This window comes from Hominiventricola aquisgranensis, assembly GCF_040096225.1.
In the GTDB taxonomy this organism is placed as follows: Bacteria; Bacillota; Clostridia; order Lachnospirales; family Lachnospiraceae; genus Hominiventricola; species Hominiventricola aquisgranensis.
Window position 1 is genome coordinate 1 of sequence record NZ_JBBMFC010000004.1, and the last position, 18,572, is coordinate 18,572.

16 protein-coding genes and 1 pseudogene are annotated in these 18,572 nt (G+C 45.4%); 14 read left to right on the plus strand and 3 right to left on the minus strand.

Annotated features, from left to right (window positions below; all coding sequences use genetic code 11):
- Nucleotides 1–727: 727 nt before the first annotated feature.
- From WMO62_RS02835 to WMO62_RS02885, 11 genes and pseudogenes are all read left to right on the plus strand, one after another.
- The gene (locus WMO62_RS02835) at nucleotides 728–1,249 is read left to right on the plus strand and encodes a helix-turn-helix domain-containing protein (protein ID WP_022154496.1); all 522 of its coding nucleotides are present in this window, start codon (nucleotides 728–730) and stop codon (nucleotides 1,247–1,249) included.
- Nucleotides 1,250–1,253: 4 nt separating this feature from the next.
- On the plus strand, nucleotides 1,254–1,946 hold the full coding sequence (locus WMO62_RS02840; RefSeq protein WP_044998691.1) for an LptM family lipoprotein: 693 nt from the start codon (nucleotides 1,254–1,256) through the stop codon (nucleotides 1,944–1,946).
- Nucleotides 1,947–2,222: 276 nt separating this feature from the next.
- Nucleotides 2,223–2,534 (plus strand): annotated as a pseudogene (locus WMO62_RS02845) (integrase core domain-containing protein); the annotation flags it as partial.
- 11 nt (nucleotides 2,535–2,545) lie between these two features.
- Complete coding sequence (ltrA, locus tag WMO62_RS02850; protein WP_349143736.1) at nucleotides 2,546–3,823, plus strand: group II intron reverse transcriptase/maturase; 1,278 nt, start codon at nucleotides 2,546–2,548, stop codon at nucleotides 3,821–3,823.
- Nucleotides 3,824–4,445: 622 nt separating this feature from the next.
- Nucleotides 4,446–4,817: a hypothetical protein gene (locus tag WMO62_RS02855; protein ID WP_118627400.1), complete on the plus strand. Its 372-nt coding sequence runs from the start codon at nucleotides 4,446–4,448 to the stop codon at nucleotides 4,815–4,817.
- Nucleotides 4,818–4,893: 76 nt separating this feature from the next.
- Nucleotides 4,894–5,385 carry a hypothetical protein gene (locus WMO62_RS02860; RefSeq protein WP_349143737.1) on the plus strand — a complete coding sequence of 164 codons (492 nt, stop codon included), beginning with the start codon at nucleotides 4,894–4,896 and terminating at the stop codon, nucleotides 5,383–5,385.
- A gap of 234 nt (nucleotides 5,386–5,619) precedes the next feature.
- Nucleotides 5,620–5,994, plus strand: coding sequence for a hypothetical protein (locus WMO62_RS02865; protein WP_349143738.1), 375 nt, complete (start codon nucleotides 5,620–5,622; stop codon nucleotides 5,992–5,994).
- A 306-nt stretch (nucleotides 5,995–6,300) separates the two neighbouring features.
- On the plus strand, nucleotides 6,301–7,218 hold the full coding sequence (locus tag WMO62_RS02870; protein ID WP_349143739.1) for an aspartate kinase: 918 nt from the start codon (nucleotides 6,301–6,303) through the stop codon (nucleotides 7,216–7,218).
- Between the two features lie 95 nt (nucleotides 7,219–7,313).
- Nucleotides 7,314–9,221, plus strand: a complete 1,908-nt coding sequence (locus WMO62_RS02875) for an SEL1-like repeat protein (RefSeq protein ID WP_349143740.1) — start codon at nucleotides 7,314–7,316, stop codon at nucleotides 9,219–9,221.
- A 392-nt stretch (nucleotides 9,222–9,613) separates the two neighbouring features.
- Nucleotides 9,614–11,686 carry an elongation factor G gene (locus tag WMO62_RS02880; RefSeq protein ID WP_117496320.1) on the plus strand — a complete coding sequence of 691 codons (2,073 nt, stop codon included), beginning with the start codon at nucleotides 9,614–9,616 and terminating at the stop codon, nucleotides 11,684–11,686.
- 113 nt (nucleotides 11,687–11,799) lie between these two features.
- The gene (locus WMO62_RS02885; protein WP_349143741.1) at nucleotides 11,800–13,044 is read left to right on the plus strand and encodes a chloride channel protein; all 1,245 of its coding nucleotides are present in this window, start codon (nucleotides 11,800–11,802) and stop codon (nucleotides 13,042–13,044) included.
- Nucleotides 13,045–13,070: 26 nt separating this feature from the next.
- On the opposite strand, the gene WMO62_RS02890 is transcribed toward WMO62_RS02885, so the two are convergent.
- The 3 genes from WMO62_RS02890 to WMO62_RS02900 all read right to left on the minus strand — a co-directional run bounded on the left by WMO62_RS02890 (nucleotide 13,071) and on the right by WMO62_RS02900 (nucleotide 14,145).
- Nucleotides 13,071–13,361, minus strand: a complete 291-nt coding sequence (locus WMO62_RS02890) for a hypothetical protein (protein ID WP_118440516.1) — start codon at nucleotides 13,359–13,361, stop codon at nucleotides 13,071–13,073.
- The gene (locus tag WMO62_RS02895) at nucleotides 13,358–13,696 is read right to left on the minus strand and encodes a hypothetical protein (protein ID WP_117496317.1); all 339 of its coding nucleotides are present in this window, start codon (nucleotides 13,694–13,696) and stop codon (nucleotides 13,358–13,360) included. The genes WMO62_RS02890 and WMO62_RS02895 overlap by 4 nt, the downstream gene beginning before the upstream one ends.
- A gap of 95 nt (nucleotides 13,697–13,791) precedes the next feature.
- Nucleotides 13,792–14,145 (minus strand): hypothetical protein, encoded by a 354-nt coding sequence (locus WMO62_RS02900; RefSeq protein ID WP_435390459.1) that lies wholly within the window; start codon nucleotides 14,143–14,145, stop codon nucleotides 13,792–13,794.
- Nucleotides 14,146–14,278: 133 nt separating this feature from the next.
- On the opposite strand from WMO62_RS02900, the gene WMO62_RS02905 reads away from it, so the two are divergent.
- Genes WMO62_RS02905 through WMO62_RS02915 form a run of 3 tightly spaced genes read left to right on the plus strand, consistent with a single transcriptional unit; the run spans nucleotide 14,279 to nucleotide 18,562 of the window.
- The gene (locus WMO62_RS02905) at nucleotides 14,279–15,073 is read left to right on the plus strand and encodes a zinc dependent phospholipase C family protein (RefSeq protein WP_349143742.1); all 795 of its coding nucleotides are present in this window, start codon (nucleotides 14,279–14,281) and stop codon (nucleotides 15,071–15,073) included.
- A gap of 11 nt (nucleotides 15,074–15,084) precedes the next feature.
- Nucleotides 15,085–16,815 carry an ABC transporter ATP-binding protein gene (locus WMO62_RS02910; RefSeq protein ID WP_349143743.1) on the plus strand — a complete coding sequence of 577 codons (1,731 nt, stop codon included), beginning with the start codon at nucleotides 15,085–15,087 and terminating at the stop codon, nucleotides 16,813–16,815.
- Nucleotides 16,808–18,562 carry an ABC transporter ATP-binding protein gene (locus tag WMO62_RS02915; protein WP_349143744.1) on the plus strand — a complete coding sequence of 585 codons (1,755 nt, stop codon included), beginning with the start codon at nucleotides 16,808–16,810 and terminating at the stop codon, nucleotides 18,560–18,562. The genes WMO62_RS02910 and WMO62_RS02915 overlap by 8 nt, the downstream gene beginning before the upstream one ends.
- Nucleotides 18,563–18,572 lie beyond the last annotated feature (10 nt).

The following is an 18,572-nucleotide window of genomic DNA, read 5'->3' on the forward strand; positions in this document are numbered from 1 at the left end:
TTTTTTGTATTGTGTGTCCAGCGAAGCTGGACCACACTTGCCGGTGAAAGTCCGGTCACGGTAATCGCCAGTGAGCCGTGTAGCTAAACTCGGTGCGTTGTAGTAATACAGGGTGCTAAGCGAGTGGATAAAGTAACCTCGACAAGAGGAGCGAGCAATCATGCAGACCGTAACATTAAGTGAATTCTGCCGTATCGTTAAAAAGGTCTCTGATAGGAGAGCAAAGAGAAGTTGAGCCCTGGGTATATGGGCGAAAACCATGGAACGTGTGAAGAAACTGGAAAGCAGCACGGAAGAATCTCTCGGTATAGAGGAAGCGGTATGTATGAAAAGTGTGGTTCGGAACTGGAGAGACCCTACCCATCACCAAAAGGTAAAAAGAAAGCGTATAAGCTTGGCGAAATCGTATTTCTGATGGGAGGGAGTCGGAGAGGAACATAGTACCGATAATGGCTGTGCAAGAAAACGCAGTTTATGGGAAGGTTCCTTACTTCATTCAAGTTTGTAGAGAGGGTAAGAGTGAGAGAATGTCATGCAGACTAATAACTCCAAAGAAAAAGTTCGACAACTTCAAAACAAACCATTTTAAATGCCTTTATATGAACACTTAAAGTGCAGAAAAACAAGCAATTTCATAAATGTTATTATTTTGAGCGCAAATGTAAAGCAATGTTGATAGAAAAAATTGTTTATTTTATTTAAAATTGCTCTTAAAGGAGGACACAAAATGGAAATTGGAAATAAAATCAACCAATTAAGGAAACTTTCGGGAATGACACAAGAACAATTAGCAGAAAAACTTAACGTATCCAGACAGACTATTTCCAAATGGGAGTCAGATAGCACTTCCCCTGATTTAGAAAGTATCGTTAAAATAAGCAGAATTTTTCATGTGTCATTAGATGATTTGCTAAAGGAAGGAGAAGCAGGTGTGGCAAACAAAACTGATGAGCAAATAACTTTAGAAGATTTGATGAAAATAAATCTTCATAACAGAAAAATGACGCTGTTGCTAATTAGTGGTCTGATTTTTATTATGGTTAGCATATTAAATTTCGCCTATGTAATTGCGCTACAAAGCACAACACTTAGTACCCAGTATATGCTATACCGATATATCGTTACAGGACAATACGAAAATGCCCCTATTGATTATATGCGGTTAATGATACCGTCTATTATTGCGGCAGCAATCGGAGTGATATTGTTCATAAGTTATACCATTGAAAGAAGAAAAAAAGGAGACTGAAAATATGTATAAGGCAAAGAAGTTTATTTCATATATGGCTTTATGTGTGTTAATCTTTTCTTTATGTGCATGTGGAGAAAAAGGTAGTGAAAACGCTGCTATTTATGGAGAAACCGTCGGAGGATTGGAAGATAATGAGCTTTTTGCAATTATTGATACAAATGCTTCTTTACCTGTTTTACTTGTTACCTCACAAGTATATAATGACGGTTTGGGAAATCAGGCAGCACTTAATTGTGATGTATATTATTTGATAGATAAAGAAGTTAAAAACATAGGAACAATAGAAAGTATGGGAACAGCATATCCTATCGCCTATGATGAAACAGGTATTTATGCTGCTTCCGGTCACGATATGCAGCGTTTTGAAATTGAAAAATCCGGTTCGCTCAGACTGGCAGAGGGGATTTATGAGCAATTTGACGAAAGTGGAAATGCTGCTTATACCATGAAAAAAGGAGAGGAAACAGATGTAATTACAGAAGAAGAATACTATGCAGCTTTTGAAAAATACAGCAATGCTACCATAGTAAATTTCTCTTATGGTGCATCGGACGCTGGCAAGGCAGAAGTGGTAACTAACAATGAGCTGGAACCCCGTCAAGGAAATATAGCAGAAGATGTCAATGTACTAGAAATTGTACAAGAGACAGCCTCGGAATTTGCAGTCAAAAAAATGGAAACTTCTTATTTTTGAAAGGCAGGACAATGAAATTTTTTATGCCGCTACTTTGGTAGAAAATGATTGTGCGCCGGAGATGATATTTTTACAAACGACTTACAGACAACACTTAAAGAATAGCAAACCCAGTCGAGCCAGTCAACGGCAAGATGAACGGCTCTTGCAGAGCCGCCGTTGACAGCCCCGCCCGGTTTTGCAGTTAGGCAGTCAAGGAGCGACAGCCTAAAGTGCTGCCGCCCCTTACTTTTATGATACAGCATCAACTTTGGAAGTATATCCTGATGCTGTATCAGAGGAACACAGTACACAAGTGAGTTATATCGTAAAGCAATCAGCAAATATGGCATTCTCCAAAGCATGAACAGTGCTGGCGGCAGATGCCACGACAATGCCAGATGCGAAAGCATGTGGGCAAGATTCAAAGAAGAATTACTTTATGGACGTTATGATACCACTTCAATGACAGTAGAACAGTTAAAAACACTCATCTGGAGATATTTCATCAGCTATTGGAATAACCGAAGAATCTGCTCTGCTAATGGTGGCTTACCTCCGATGATTAAGCGTCAACAATACTACGATTCATTACAGGAGGCAGCATAGGTCGAACATCCTTGAGAAAAAAGTGTAAACCAATATTGACAATATCACTATATCTGACAGCCAAGAAATGTGACAGCCGAAGATTTCATGCACTGTACGATAAGGTGTATCGGGATGATGTACTTTTCGAGGCATGGAAACGGGTAAAAGCTAACAAAGGTACCAGTGGTGTAGATGGAATCAGAATCGAAGATATTGAAGCGATGGGAATTGAAAAATACCTGTCAGAAATCAAATCGGAACTGATGGAAGGAAAGTACAAACCATCCCCAGTAAAGCGAGTTATGATACCAAAACCAGACGGAAGTGAAAGACCTCTTGGAATATCAACAGTCAAGGACAGAATTGTGCAAATGGCTACCAAGATAGCAATAGAGCCAGTATTCGAAGCTGACTTTAGAGATTGTTCCTATGGATTCCGACCAAAAAGAAGTGCCAAGCAAGCACTGGAAGTGGTAAGGAAAGCGTGTAACAACAAGGGCTATTATGTAGTAGACGCAGATATTGAGAAGTTCTTTGATAACGTAAACCAAGATAAGCTGATGAAACTGGTAGAGCAGAGAATATCAGACCGTAGGATATTGAAGCTGATAAGACAATGGTTAGTATCAGGAGTATTATACGGAAATGTACTGACAATCTCTGAACTGGGAACAAGCCAAGGTTCAGTTATATCTCCGTTATTGGCAAACATCTACTTAAATACACTGGACAGACTGTGGGAAAAGTATGGACTTACTCATGGTATTCTTGTAAGGTACGCAGATGATACAGTAATCATCTGCAAGAATAAGAAAAGTGCAAATCACGCACTGAACTTATTGCAGTACATCATGGCAAAACTGGATTTAAAGCTACACCCAGTAAAAACAAAGATTGTCAGCATGTGGGACGGAAAAGAGGGACTTGACTTTCTTGGAATGCACCACAGAAGAATGACAACGGAAACAAGCAAAGGACAATTGTATAAAGAAACTTATCAGTATCCGAGCAGGAAGGCTATGAGGAAAATGAAAGTAGAAATTAAAAGAAATGTAAACAGTCGAAGTCTGCTGATTGCAAAGGAAGAGGATTTAATAAAGAATCTAAATCCGAAAATCACAGGTTGGAAGAATTATTATTCCACCAAAACAAATGAGAAATGGATGCAGGCATTGGACTGGTACATTATCTGTACCTTTACAAGATGGTATAACAAGAAACACCAAAGGCGTAAACATATGTCAAGAGTGGGATTTGTTAGAAATAGCATTTACGAAAAAGGATTAAAGAAAATGGCTAGAGCATGACGTAATGCTGTAGAAAGAAGAATGTTGGAAAGCCGTGTGAGGGAGAACCTCATGCACGGTTTGATGAGGGGCGGATGAAATTTCTCATCCGCCTACTCTACCTGCTGGGGACGTGTGCGTGGATGTTTGAGAGGTTTTCTGGTGAGCTGTCGGGCAAATGTGTGACATGACGCGTTTTTTTGCGAGTTGTCAGGCGGTCGGACAATTCATAAGGCATTTGAACTGCTATTAGCTCATTTCCTGTCCGGTGACTCCATTCTATAAGGCCTTTGGATAATTCATATTGTAATTGAAGGCAGATTCTCCAAAGCAGGCGAAGATAGACATCTTCGGCTGATGAAACGGACAATTAGCGCCTGCTTGAGGCAAAAATTCTACAACAAATATGAAAAATACTGCAAATCATAAGTAAAACGGACAATTAGTACCCGCCCGACATGGAAATTCTCCAACTCACATCAGAAAAGCTTCACGCGAGGAAGTGATTGGTTAGCCAGGCGATTCTCCGCGCTTGAATTGTCCAAAGTAAAGATCATTCCTGTACTGGGTGTAAGATTGACAATGTATAGGCGGTATTAGATAATAGATTTGAAAGACGCAAGGCAATTATGGAGATATTCAGATGAAAGATGTCAGGGATGAACTTGTAAAATTAGTGTACAAAACGGTATTCATATGTATTGCTGTTTTTATTATTGCAGTGTTTGTGAAGGATTATTATCTAAATTATTTGTTTGGCTTATTATTTTATCCGTTAAACAAGTATATAAAATTTGTACTCACTTTTTTTATATGTTTCTGGCCATTCATCAGTGCGATAATGATTTTGTTAAGAGCTACTTGGTTTATCATAAAAAATATATTATTAGCAGATGTAACATTTTCAAAAGAATACTTTTTCTTTTTTGCTGTTGCGCAGATAATTATGGCGATTTTGATAATTGTGGCAACAATTTCTAGCATACTTACAAATACAAAAGATCTATTGTGTTGAAGTGGTCAAGACAAATATGGTATGAGAAGTCATATGTGGTAATGAAAATAATTGTTCAATATTTTTGTATACAAAGTTGTTTTATAGTGGAAATTTAAATACAAAAAAAGAAGTAGAATTCAATGATAAAGAAATGTCAGGGAGAACATTAAATGAAAAAATTTATAAAAAGCATATCCTATATATGCCGATAACTGAAATGATTTGGTATATACCGATGAGTCTTCTTGATTTTGAGGCATATATAGGTAGTCCTGCTTTAATAAAACAATCGCAATTTCCTTACTACGAAAATTATTATACAGTCCAAGGAAAAGTCGTCTCTTTTGAACGTAACGGTTCGGGCCATACATATAGATCTATTCTAGTATTGGATAACGGGAATACATACTATATACCACCCACTTTAGAAAGAAACTATGGATATGAAGACTGGCTTCTTAATAAAATACATTCAGACATTACTTCTGGAAAAGAAGTCATCTTGCAGGTGTTAGACTTTGACAATAGTGACTATACACCAGCGATTATGTCATTAAAGTGTAATGGAGTGGAATATTTTCCCTAGAAGAATCAATAAATATTTACCAAGAATCCGAAAGAGGAGGAGTAAAGTGGGACTTTCAATCACAATGTCTTGGTTATATTCCTATCATACTCTCTGGAACGTGTGCTGTATTACAAGTTTTATTGTTAGAGAGAAAAGCAAGAGTGATAAGAAAAAAATAAAAAGGGACTATTTAAGTGCTTTATTTGGATACATTCTGGTTTTTTAGTTGCCATTTTATTATCAGCATATGTATTGTTCGGCATTGCTTGGAATACACAGCAGACATGTTTAGAAATTTTCGATGTACCATCGGAATCTGGTTGTGAGATCTTAGATGGTAGCGTGATTAGTATTTCTAAAATTGATGATGATAATTATTTACAAGTAGAAATGGGCGGCAAAACAGCTTATCTTCTACTGAAAAATGTCCAAGAACATTTTTCAGTAGAAGATATAACTCATATAGCTACTGGTGAAAAACTAAATTTGTTGGTTTACAACTTTCCGTATTCAGGAAAAATTGTATCAGGAATACTGAAAATTTCTTCTGATAATAAAACCTATATTTCTTATTCAGAGGGGAAAAACCTTTATTATATAGCCATGAGCAAAACTCCAAAAGAGTAGTAATTGCAATGGTTTCCGGTCATGGCTGAAACCGAAAATCACTCATATGGTATAGAAAGCGGAGCCTCTTTTTGGTAAAATTGACTTGAGAGAAACCCAACTAGAAAGGGGCTGGCCGCTATCTACCGACAGGAAATCATTCAGGATGTGACGCTCTTTACATCCCAAAGCGCCGCCATGTTTTATGACAAGCTTTTCAGCAGCTTGGACTTCACGCTGCGCAGGGCGACACAACCGATGATTTGATCGCAAAAGCAAACGAGATCAATCCGCGGCCTTCCGGTCGTTTCTCTGACGGCTTGGCAGGTGGGAATTCAAACCAATAACACCTATACCGATGCGCGCATCCGAAAAATTTCCAAGGAGCGCATTCAAGCGGAACTGGACAAGAGAAATATTATTATCGTGGCAGGTTTTCAGGGGATCAATTCCTTTGGCGATGTGACCACATTGGGCCGCGGCGGCTCGGATACCAGTGCGGTAGCGCGGGCTGCGGCGTTCCATGCAGATTTTTGCCAGATCTATACGGATGTGGACGGCGTTTATACTGCCGATCCCCGCGTGGTGCCCAATGCGAAAAAATTGCCGGAAATTACCTTTGCGGATATGTTGGAGCTGGCTTCGCAGGGTGCTCAGGTGCTGCATAACCGCAGCGTGGAACTGGCGAAAAAGTACCATGTCAATATGGAAGTGGTTTCCAGTCTGAAAAATATACCTGGCACAAAAGTCAAGGAGGTAATAAAATTGGAAAAGACGAATATCGGCGGCGTTGCCAAGATGGATAATTTTGCGAGATTCTCTCTGGTGGGTCTGGAAGATTGCCCCGGTGTTGCTTTTAAGGTGTTTTCGCTGCTGAGCCGTCACAATGTAAATGTGGATATTATTTTGCAGTCTGTGGGCCGCAGCGGCAGTAAGGACATCAGCTTTACCTGCCCGCTGAGCAGCCTGGACGATGCCCGCCGGGTGCTGGAAGAGAACAAGGATGTGCTCGAATATGACAGCATTGAGGTGGACGATAATGTGGCCAAGATCAGCCTGGTGGGCGCCGGTATGATGACGCATGTGGGCGTGGCCTCCGATATGTTCGAGGCGCTGTATGATGCAGGTATCAATATCCAGATGATTGCTACATCCGAGATTCGTATTTCGGTATTGGTGAACAAGGACGATGCAAACCGCGCCATCAAAGTGGTGCACGATAAGTTCTTCGGCAACGAGGACTGACCGATCGGTCTTTCCTTTTTTGAAGCAGCGTGTTATACTATGGAAAATAGTGTAACGCGCTGCTTTTTTTCAGCAGGCGGAAGGAGTTAGAAACGATGATTTATCACTGCGAGGATCACACCTGTAATTATTGGGATGAAGGCGAAAAGCTGCCGGAGCGCTGTCCGCAGTGCGGCCGGAAATTGCTGCGCGCCAACGAGGCCGATATGACCGGAGATGATTGGACGGCTTTAGGCAACACCCTTTGGGATGCAGAGGCATCGGATAAAAAGCGCATGGTGGATTGTTTTCGGAAAGCTGCATATCTCGGCAGCGCATGGGGCGTATGCAATCTGGGCATCTGCATGGAGCAGGGAAACGGCGTGGAGGCGGATCCGGTTCAGGCTTTTTGGCTTTATCAGCAGGCGGTGGAAATGGGGAGCCTGAATGCGGTGTGCTGCTTGGGCGTGTGCTATCAATACGGCATTGGCACGGCTCCGGATGCGGAAAAGGCTGCCGAGTTATACTGCAAGGCGGCGGAATACGGTTCGCCCCGCGGACAGATGCTGCTCGCCCGAGCCTTCCACGACGGGATCGGCGTGGAAGCCGACGCTGCCGAGGCCGTGCACTGGGTGCGCGCGGCGGCGTATCAGCGTTACGGTGAAGGTATGCACCGGCTGGGCGTATGCTATGCATACGGCGACGGCGTGGAGCAAAACTGGGAGCATGCTGTGCATTGGTTCCGCGAGGCGGCAGAGAGTGGCGTGAGCGTGGCAATGACGGATCTGGGATACTGCTATGAAAAGGGCTGCGGCGTGGAGCAGAGTTGGGAGCAGGCCTTTTCCTGGTATCGCAGAGGTGCGGAGTGTGGCAATTTGCAATCCATGCATAATCTGGGATGCTGCTATGAAAAGGGCCGCGGCGTGGAGCAGAGTTGGGAGCAGGCCTTTTCCTGGTATCGCAGAAGTGCGGAGTGCGGCAATCCGGTTAGCATGAGCAATCTGGGCTTGTGCTATCAAATGGGATATGGCGTGGAGCAGAATTGGCAGGAAGCCATAAAATGGTATGAGCAGGGCGCACAGTGTGGCGATTTGCAATCCATGCATAATCTGGCATGCTGCTACGAGGGCGGCGAAGGCGTGGAACAGAACGAAGACAGGGCGTTTTACTGGTATCGCCGCAGTGCCGAAGGCGGCAACGGCAGTGCCATGTGCAATCTTGGCCGGTGCTATAAAAGGGGATATGGCGTGGAGCAGAATTGGCAGGAAGCCGTAAAATGGTATGAGCAGGGCGCACAGTGTGGCAATTTGCAATCCATGCATAATCTGGCATGCTGCTACGAGCACGGCGAAGGCGTGGAACAAAATATGACGGAAGCGATCCGTTGGTATACTGCTGCCGCCGAGGGCGGAAATGCTGATGACATGTATGAGCTCGGCTGGCAGTACGACCACGGCGAAGGCGTGGAACAGGATATGAAAAAGGCAATTTGCTGGTACGAACGAGCAGCAGAGCAGAACCATCCGGCTGCCATGAATAGCCTGGGCGAATGTTATGCGATGGGACGGGGCGTGCCGCGGGATTTGGAAACGGCCATGGAATGGTATCGCCGCGCGGCGGAGCTGGGCGAAGCCATGGCGGATTACAACATGGGATGGCATTTGGAGCAGGCAGGGAAGCTGTCTGAGGCGTATGCCCATTACCGCAAAGCTGCCGATGGGAATGACGACAGCGCCTGGTGGGCGTTGGGGCGTTTTTATGAAAACGGCGTCGTCGTTGCGCAGGACGGAAAGGAAGCGCGCCGCTGCTATGAAACTGGCGAGAAATTGGGCAGTGTGAAATGCAAAATGCGCTTGGCGCGCTGCAAGCTTTTGGGTATCGGCGGCCGCAGGGAAAAGAAAGCCGGTTTGGATCTATGCCGTCAGGCGTTGGAATTGGCAAAGGAGAGCAGCGAAAAAGAGGATTACGGCTATGAAGCCGAAATGAATCTTTTGCGGCGTACCATTGCGGAAAACGAATCATAAAGGACGAAAAAAGGGACGCTTCGGCGCAATGTCATTAAGTTAATCTAAAAACCCAGCCGTTGAGGGGTGGAAAGATGCTTTCCTCTTCTTAACGGCTGGGTGCTTTTTGGCTTTTGCATTTAATTAATCGCAAATTTTAACAAAATGTAAAGAATTACCCAATCCGCTTGCTTTTTCCGTCGCATGGAGATAGAGTAAACTAAACGCTGTGGTGAACGGTGTTCGCAAGCAGAATTTGAGACAGCCAAAGTCTGGCAATTTTCATAAAAACCTTGCTATTTTTGAAATATTTTAGTATAATTCTGACATAAGGGTTGGGGAAGATAAAAAACCTGACAGCAAAAGTGCTGCAGCTCAATGCAGAATGACTAAATGTATCGGAGGAAATAGCTATGAACGTTTACACAACTGACAGTATCCGGAATGTGGTTCTTCTTGGCCATGGGGGATGTGGCAAGACCAGTCTTGTCGAAGCTATGGCATATGTTTCCGGTCTGACCGGACGTCTGGGAAAAGTATCAGACGGAACAACGATCAGTGATTATGATAAAGAGGAGATCAAACGTAAATTCTCAATCAACACATCTGTTGTACCGCTGATCTGGAAAGATACGAAGATCAACCTGTTGGATACACCAGGCTATTTCGATTTTGTAGGAGAAGCAGAAGAAGCAGTGGCAGCAGCAGATGCAGCGATCATCGTGGTATCTGGTAAAGCCGGTGTGGAAGTTGGTACTGAGAAAGCATGGGAGCTCTGTGAAAAATACAAACTGCCCCGTATGTTCTTTGTATCTGAGATGGATGTAGACCATGCATCCTTCCGTGAAGTTGTTGAGAAGCTGACAGAGCTGTACGGCAAGAAGATTGCTCCGTTCTATCAGCCAATGCGTGAAAATGAGAAATTCGTAGGCTACATCAACGTTATGAAGATGGCAGGTCGTAGATTTACCGGCATCGGCACCAGAGAAGAGTGCGAGATCCCGGAATACAGCAAAGCAAACCTGGATATCTATCGTGAAGCCATGATGGATGCAGTAGCTGAGACCAGTGAAGAGTTCATGGAGCGTTATTTTGCAGGAGATGAGTTCTCTGTTGGCGAGATTCGTGCAGCCATGAAGACCAATGTAAACGATGGCAGCATCATTCCGGTATCCATGGGATCCAGTATTGAACTCCGCAACATTCACAACCTGATGAATGATATCGTAGAGCTGTTCCCGTCACCGGACAAGAAGAAATGCGCCGGTATCAATATGAAGACCAACGAGATCTTCGAGGGCGATTATAACTTTGCAACTTCCAAGTCTGCATATGTATTCAAGACTATCGCAGATCCATTTATCGGAAAATATTCTCTGATCAAGGTTTGTTCCGGTGTTATCAAATCTGATGATACACTGTACAATGCAACCACTGAGACCGAGGAGAAGATCAGCAAGCTGTATGTGATGAGAGCCAACAAGCCGGAAGAGGTAAGTGAGCTTCATGCAGGCGATATCGGAGCAATCGGTAAAGCTGGATGCAAGACCGGAGATACCCTTTCTACTAAGGCAGTTCCAGTTGTATATGGTAAGACCGAGATCTCAAAACCGTATACCTACATGGCATACAAGGCAAAGAATAAAGGTGATGAGGATAAGATTTCCCAGGCACTGGCAAAGATCATGGATGAGGATCTGACTGTAAAATCTGTCAATGATTCTGAAAACCGCCAGACCTTACTCTATGGTATGGGTGATCAGCATCTGGCAGTGATCGTCAGCATGCTGGCTGAAAAATATAAAGTGGATGTGGAACTGACCAAACCGAAGGTAGCTTTCCGTGAGACCCTTCGCAAGAAATCGGATGTAGAGTATAAATATAAGAAACAGTCCGGTGGACATGGACAGTATGGACATGTAAAGATGACCTTTGAACCGTCTGGTGATCTGGAGACACCGTATGTATTTGAACAGCAGGTAGTAGGTGGAGCAGTCCCGAAGAACTACTTCCCGGCAGTTGAAAAAGGTATCCAGGAATCTGTACAGAAGGGGCCACTTGCAGGATATCCGGTAGTTGGTGTGAAAGCCGTTCTCTACGATGGATCCTATCATCCGGTAGATTCTTCTGAGATGGCATTCAAGACCGCAGCGATCCAGGCATTCAAGAAAGGATTCATGGAGGCATCCCCGATCCTGCTTGAGCCGATCGAGACTCTGACAGTTCTTGTTCCGGATAAATATACCGGTGATGTCATGGGAGACCTGAATAAGAGACGTGGTCGTGTACTTGGTATGAATCCGGCAGGTGCTGGCAAGACTGAGGTAGTGGCAGATGTGCCGATGATGGAACTGTTCGGATATTCCACCGATCTTCGTTCCATGACAGGCGGAAGTGGAACGTATTCCTATGAGTTTGCACGTTATGAGCAGACCCCATCCGATGTACAGGAAAAAGAAGTTGCAGCAAGAGCAGCCGAGGTGTAAAATAGCATTAAATTCATACAAGAAGGAGACTGTGAAGAATCACAGTCTCCTTTTGCGGCTGTCAGAGAGGAATCCTCGATGGACAGTCAGTGAAGTACGGGAGAGTGGAAAAGATGGAATTTATCAGAAAATGTTATGGCCGTGTCATGTTGCTGGCTCGATGGTTATTTCTGGCAGGGATTGCCGGAGTGATTCTTGGTATCTTCGGAGGACTGTTCGGTAACAGTATCACTTATGTGACAGCATTCCGGAACGCGCATCCGTGGATGCTATATCTGCTTCCGGCAGCAGGTCTTGCAATTGTGGCATTGTATAAGCTGGATCCATATAAGACAGGTACCAACCGGGTACTGGAGGGCATTCAGTCGGATACCTATGTTCCGCTTCGGATGGCTCCGCTGATCGTAGTCTCCACGATCCTGACTCACGCTTTTGGTGGTTCAGCAGGACGTGAGGGTGCGGCACTTCAGCTGGGCGGAAGTATTGGAGGAACCCTTGGAAAATGGATGAAATTTGATGAATATGACAGGAAGATCATGATCATGTGTGGCATGAGCGCCGGATTTTCAGCGTTGTTCGGAACACCATTGACGGCAACCGTATTCGCTATGGAAGTGATCAGTGTGGGGATCATACAGTATGCAGCACTGGTTCCCTGTGCAGTTGCTTCTCTGACAGCACATCAGGTTGCAATCCTGGTTGGTTCCGGCGGGGAGACCTTTATCCTGGGTACGGTACCGGAATTTACACTGATCAATGCGGCGTTAGTGGTTATTCTTGCAGTTTTATGTGCGGCAGTCAGTATCTTTTTCTGTAAAGTGCTACATAAGACGGAGCACTGGTACAAGGAGATGATTCCGAATGAATGGATCCGCATTGTGTCAGGTGCTCTTCTGGTGATTCTGATGGCAAAGGTGCTCGGCACCACAGATTATCTGGGAGCCGGTATGGATGTGGTGGAACGCGCAGTCATGGATGGAAAGGTAGCTGCATCTGCATTTTTATTGAAAATCATATTTACTGCAGTGACATTGGGATGCGGATTCCGCGGTGGCGAGATCGTACCGACGTTGTTTGTTGGAGCAACCTTTGGATGTCTGTTCGGACAGATCACCGGCCTGTCTCCGGCGCTGGCAGCAGCCTGCGGAATGGCAGCAGTTTTCTGTGGTGTCACAAATTGTCCGATCTCATCCATGTTTTTGAGTTTTGAGTTGTTTGGATTTGAGTCCATGCCGTTTGTTCTGCTGACTGTGGCCATCAGCTATCTGGAATCTGGATATTTTGGACTGTATCACAGCCAGAAGATCCTGTATTCTAAGACAAAGCTCAAGTTTATCAATACTCATACCAAAGAATAAAAAACCCGGCAGAATTTCCGAAAAGCCTAACGCTTTCCGGAAAACATCTGCCGGGCCTTTTGCAGTGTTTCATCCATTTTCTGCTGTTCTTCCACAGATTTTCCTTCTTTCATGATCTTGAAGATCAATTCAAATTCATCCTTTGAAAACATCAGATTCTGCCGGCTGGCAGAAGCGATTGCTCCTATAAGCACGGGCATGATCTCTTTTTGACTTGTCTTCCCTTCCAGCTGTGCAGCCAGATGGAGAAGAAGATTTAATTTTTCCGGGGCAATCTGCTGCACCCGTTCATCATAAAACCAATTCGGAATATTCATTCATTGTCACCTCGTTTCTGATCCGAAGATGTGGGAGCAGAAAAGCTCTCGAACATGCTCCGGTACAGATCCATATTTTCCATCATATCTGCCAGCTGCTCCATGGAAGCCTGTTCTTCCGGTGGAAGGATCCCTTTCAGATGTCGGAATACGTGACTCATGTCGGCGGGCTCCTGTACGGGTGGATGTTGATCGTAGTAGTCGATGGTTGCTTTCAGTTCCATCCACTTGATGTAAATGGCACACATTTTCTGGAGATTGGCAGGAAGAAAGGGCAGGAAGGCTTTGAACATCTTAAGCTCTCCTGGAAGAATCGCTTCGTCAAATGGTGTCATGACAGTTAAGCCCCCTGCTTCTTTCTAAAATATATGAACGGCAGACGGAAAACATGCGTTTCCGGGGCCGGGGTTTTCAGGCAGCAGAAGGGCTGTCAGAAGATCTGACAGCCCGGGCACAGAAGAGGTCCCTGACTGCTGACACCAGATTCAGACTTAGCATCCGCAGGAATTGCCACAGCCACAGGAGTTATTGCATCCGCAACCACAGTGGTTGGAACCAAATCCGCCGCAGCAGCACAGCAGGAGAATGATCCACAGGCAGGAGTTGTCAGATCCACCACATCCGCAGCCATTGTCACATCCACAGCCGTTGTTTCCAAGGAATCCGTTGCCGTTTCCACAACAGCAGCACAGAAGAAGGATGATCCAGATCCAGCTGCAGGAACTACCGCCAAATCCACTGCATCCACAGGAATTACTGCATCCGCAGCCAGTGTTGCAGCCACAGCCGCCTCTCGAACTTAAATCACTCATGAAGATAACCTCCAAAAAACTATTTACACTTCATCATATGCAGTGCTCCAAAATTGTGTTATACTTCATATGGCAATTCCTAACGAAAGACAGGAGGTAATGGACATGCCTGCAGCATATGCACATTATGTATTTGGAAAAAAAGTATTTCAGGAACTTTCCGGAACGGAGAAGGAGATCATAAGAAAAGGAGAAGACGCGTTTCTCTTAGGCCTTCACGGACCGGATCTTTTATTTTATTATTTCCCATTATGTAAGAATCGGATCAATCAGCAGGGAGTAAAGCTCCATAAGAAGATTGCAGCAGAATTTTTTGAATTGGGAAGAAAGCGGTACAAGGAAGATCAAGATTCGGTATTGCGGGCGTATTTATATGGATTTTTGTGTCACTATATTCTGGATAGCGAGTGTCATCCATACATTTCGGAATATATGGAAGAGCATGATCTGGGACATCTGGAGATCGAGACGGAGTTTGACCGGTATCTGATGGAGGAGGATGGGCGAGATCCGCTTTATTATGTACCGATCCATCATCTGATCAGCCGGGCTCATACCCGCAGGGAGATCTCAAAGATGTTTGATCATGTGACGCCGCGGCAGATCGACTGGTGTATCCGGCTGTTCCGACGCACATTGAAGCTGTTTGTATGCAGAAGCAGGAGAAAATTAAAGATTTTCCGTATTTTCAGCCGGCTGACAGGACAGGATAAGGAGATCGGAGGCCTGATCATGGATGGACAGCTCAATGAAGCATGCCAGGAAAGTGATCTGTTTTTGGAGGATCGGCTGAACAAAGGAGTAAAGCTGGCAGCAGAGGAGATTGAAAAATACAGCCATGCACTGGATACGGATGGATTCTTATCTATGCGGCTGTATCGGAATTACGAGGAATTTTAGGAGAGTGTTACATGAAAAAGTTACTGGTTTATCTGAAAGGTTATGAGAAAGAGACCGTACTGGCGCCTTTATTCAAGATGCTGGAGGCACTGTTTGAACTGTTTGTGCCGTTGGTAATGGCTGCAGTGATCGATGTGGGAATCGGCGGACATGACAGAGGTTATGTGATCCGTATGTGTCTGGTGCTCATCGCCTTGGGAGTGATCGGTCTTGCCTGCTCCATTACTGCCCAGTATTTCGCAGCGAAAGCAGCTACCGGATTCTCTGCTGTACTCAGAAGGGAGCTGTTTGCACATATTCAGAGTCTGTCTTACACAGAGATGGATAATCTGGGCACGTCTACGCTGATTACCAGAATGACCAGTGATATCAACCAGGTGCAATCCGGCGTGAATCTGGTGCTGCGTCTGTTTCTGCGTTCTCCTTTCATTGTGTTTGGTGCGATGATTATGGCATTTACGGTGGATGTGAAGGCGGCAATGATCTTTGTTGTAGCTATCCCGATGCTTTCGGTGGTCGTATTTGGCATTATGATCTGGACCATGCCGCTGTATCGGCGGGTGCAGGGAGCACTTGACAAGGTGCTTGGGCTGACCCGTGAAAATCTTACCGGTGTCCGTGTGATCCGTGCATTTTGTCTGGAAGAACAGGAGCAGACACATTTTCGTGAGAAAAATGAGTGTCTGACCGATATGCAGAAGTTCGTGGGAAAGATTTCCGGTCTTATGAATCCGCTGACATATATCATTGTAAATGGAGCAGTTGTAGTGCTTCTGTACACAGGAGCCATCCGCGTGGATCAGGGGATCATTACCACGGGAGCAGTGGTGGCACTGGTCAACTATATGAATCAGATCCTGGTGGAGCTGGTGAAACTGGCAAATCTGATCATCAACATTACCAAATCCGTTGCCTGCGGAAATCGTATTCAGAGTGTGCTGGAGATTCCGTCCAGTATGAAAAATGGATCAGACACCAATCTTGCCAGGGCAGACGAGGTTGTCTTTGACCATGTGGGTCTGACTTATGCACAGGCTGGTACAGAATCCCTGACAGATATTGATTTTTCAGCGAAAGCAGGACAGACGATCGGTATCATTGGAGGCACAGGTTCCGGAAAATCCAGTCTTGTGAATCTGATCCCGCGTTTTTATGATGCGACGGCTGGAGCCGTGAAAATCAATGGGAAAAATGTAAAAGATTTTGATCTGGAGACGCTTCGGGAAATGGTTGGCATTGTGCCACAGAAAGCGGTGCTTTTCAAAGGAACTATTGAAGACAATCTGCGCTGGGGCAAGAAGGACGCCACGGAAGAAGAGCTGTGGGAGGCTCTGGAGACAGCACAGGCGGCAGAGTTTGTAAGAGAGCGAGCAGACGGACTGCAGGCAAAGATCGATCAGGGCGGCAAGAACCTGTCTGGCGGACAGAGACAGCGACTGACCATTGCAAGAGCACTGGTGGGCCATCCAGGAATCCTGATCCTGGATGACAGTGCGTCTGCACTGGATTTTGCAACCGATGCAGCGCTTAGAAAAGCACTGCGGGAGATGAAGGGCAATCCGATAGTCTTTATCGTATCTCAGAGGACCTCTTCCATCCGTCATGCAGATCAGATCATTGTGCTTGACGATGGAATGGTGGCCGGAATCGGAACTCACCAGGAACTTCTGGAAAACTGTCCGGTTTATCAGGAAATCCATTATTCACAGTTCGACAGAAAGGAGGAGAGAGCCCATGCGTAAGAAGATTCGTTCGGAGCAGAGTGAGACACTGAAAAAAGTACTGCGCTACCTGAAACGGTACTGGTTCTTTCTGGCTCTTTCCTTTGGACTTGCTGCAATTACGGTGGCGTCCACTTTGTATATTCCTTTGCTGACCGGGGATGCCGTTGACTGTGTGATCGGAAAAGGACAGGTGGATTTTACAGGAATCTTTGCAGTGCTCGAAAGAATGGTCATGGTTATCGGTGTGACTGCAGTGGCACAGTGGGGCATGAATATCTGCAATAACAAGATGACCTATCAGATCGTGCGTGATATCCGAAATGAAGCATTTGCAAAGCTGGAGATCCTGCCGCTGAAATATCTGGACGGACATCCGTCAGGAGAAGTAGTGAGCCGGATCATTGCGGATGTAGATCAGTTTGCAGATGGACTTCTGATGGGATTTACCCAGCTATTTACGGGTGTGCTCACGATTGTGGGAACCATCGGATTCATGCTGAGTGTCAATGCAGGGATCACGCTGGTTGTGCTTTTGATCACGCCGGTGTCTATGATCGTGGCCTCCTTTATTGCAAAGAAAACATTTACCATGTTCCGTCTGCAGTCGGAGGCGAGAGGGAAACAGACGGCACTGATCGATGAGATGATCGGTAATCAGAAGGTGGTGCAGGCTTTTGGTCATGAGAAAGACGCCATGGAGCAGTTCGGAGAGATCAATGAGCGTCTGAGAAAATATTCTCTGCGTGCCATTTTCTTTTCCTCCATCACCAACCCGTCCACCCGCTTTGTCAACAGTCTGGTGTACACAGGAGTGGGAGTCACCGGTGCTCTGGCTGCTATCAGCGGCAGAATGACCGTTGGACAGCTAACTGCATTTTTAAACTATGCAAATCAGTATACCAAGCCGTTCAATGAGATCTCAGGTGTAGTGACGGAGCTTCAGAACGCCATTGCCTGCGCAGGAAGAGTCTTTGAATTGATCGAAGAAGAGCCTCAGGTGCCGGAACCGGCAGATGCCACGGCACTGACGGATGTGGAAGGCCGCGTGGATCTTGAACATGTGGCATTTTCCTATCGCCCGGATCAGAAGCTGATCGAGGATCTTAATCTGGCTGTGAAGCCGGGAGAACGTGTGGCAATTGTAGGTCCTACAGGCTGCGGCAAGACTACAGTCATCAATCTGCTCATGAGGTTCTATGATGTGGATGCTGGTTCCATCAGCGTAGAAGGTGACGATATCCGTCAGGTGACCAGAAAGAGCCTTCGTTCTTCCTATGGTATGGTCTTACAGGATACCTGGCTCCGTTCAGGAACCGTTCGGGAAAATATTCTGATCGGAAAGCCGGATGCCACGGAAGAAGAGATGATCGAAGCGGCAAAGAGCAGCCATGCACACAGCTTTATCAAGCGTCTGCCAAAGGGCTATGATACGGTGATCGGAGAGGACGGCGGCGGACTCTCTCAGGGACAGAAACAGCTCTTATGTATTACCAGACTGATGCTGTGCCGCCCACCCATGCTGATTCTCGATGAGGCAACCTCTTCCATCGATACCCGTACAGAGATGAAGATCCAGAATGCATTTGCCAGACTGATGGAAGGCCATACCAGCTTTATTGTGGCACATCGATTATCCACGATCCGTGAGGCGGATGTGATACTGGTTATGAAAGATGGCCATATCATTGAGCAGGGCAATCATGAAAGTCTGCTGGCAAAAAAAAGATTTTATGCAAAATTATATAACAGTCAGTTCAAGGATTAAAAAAGGAGGA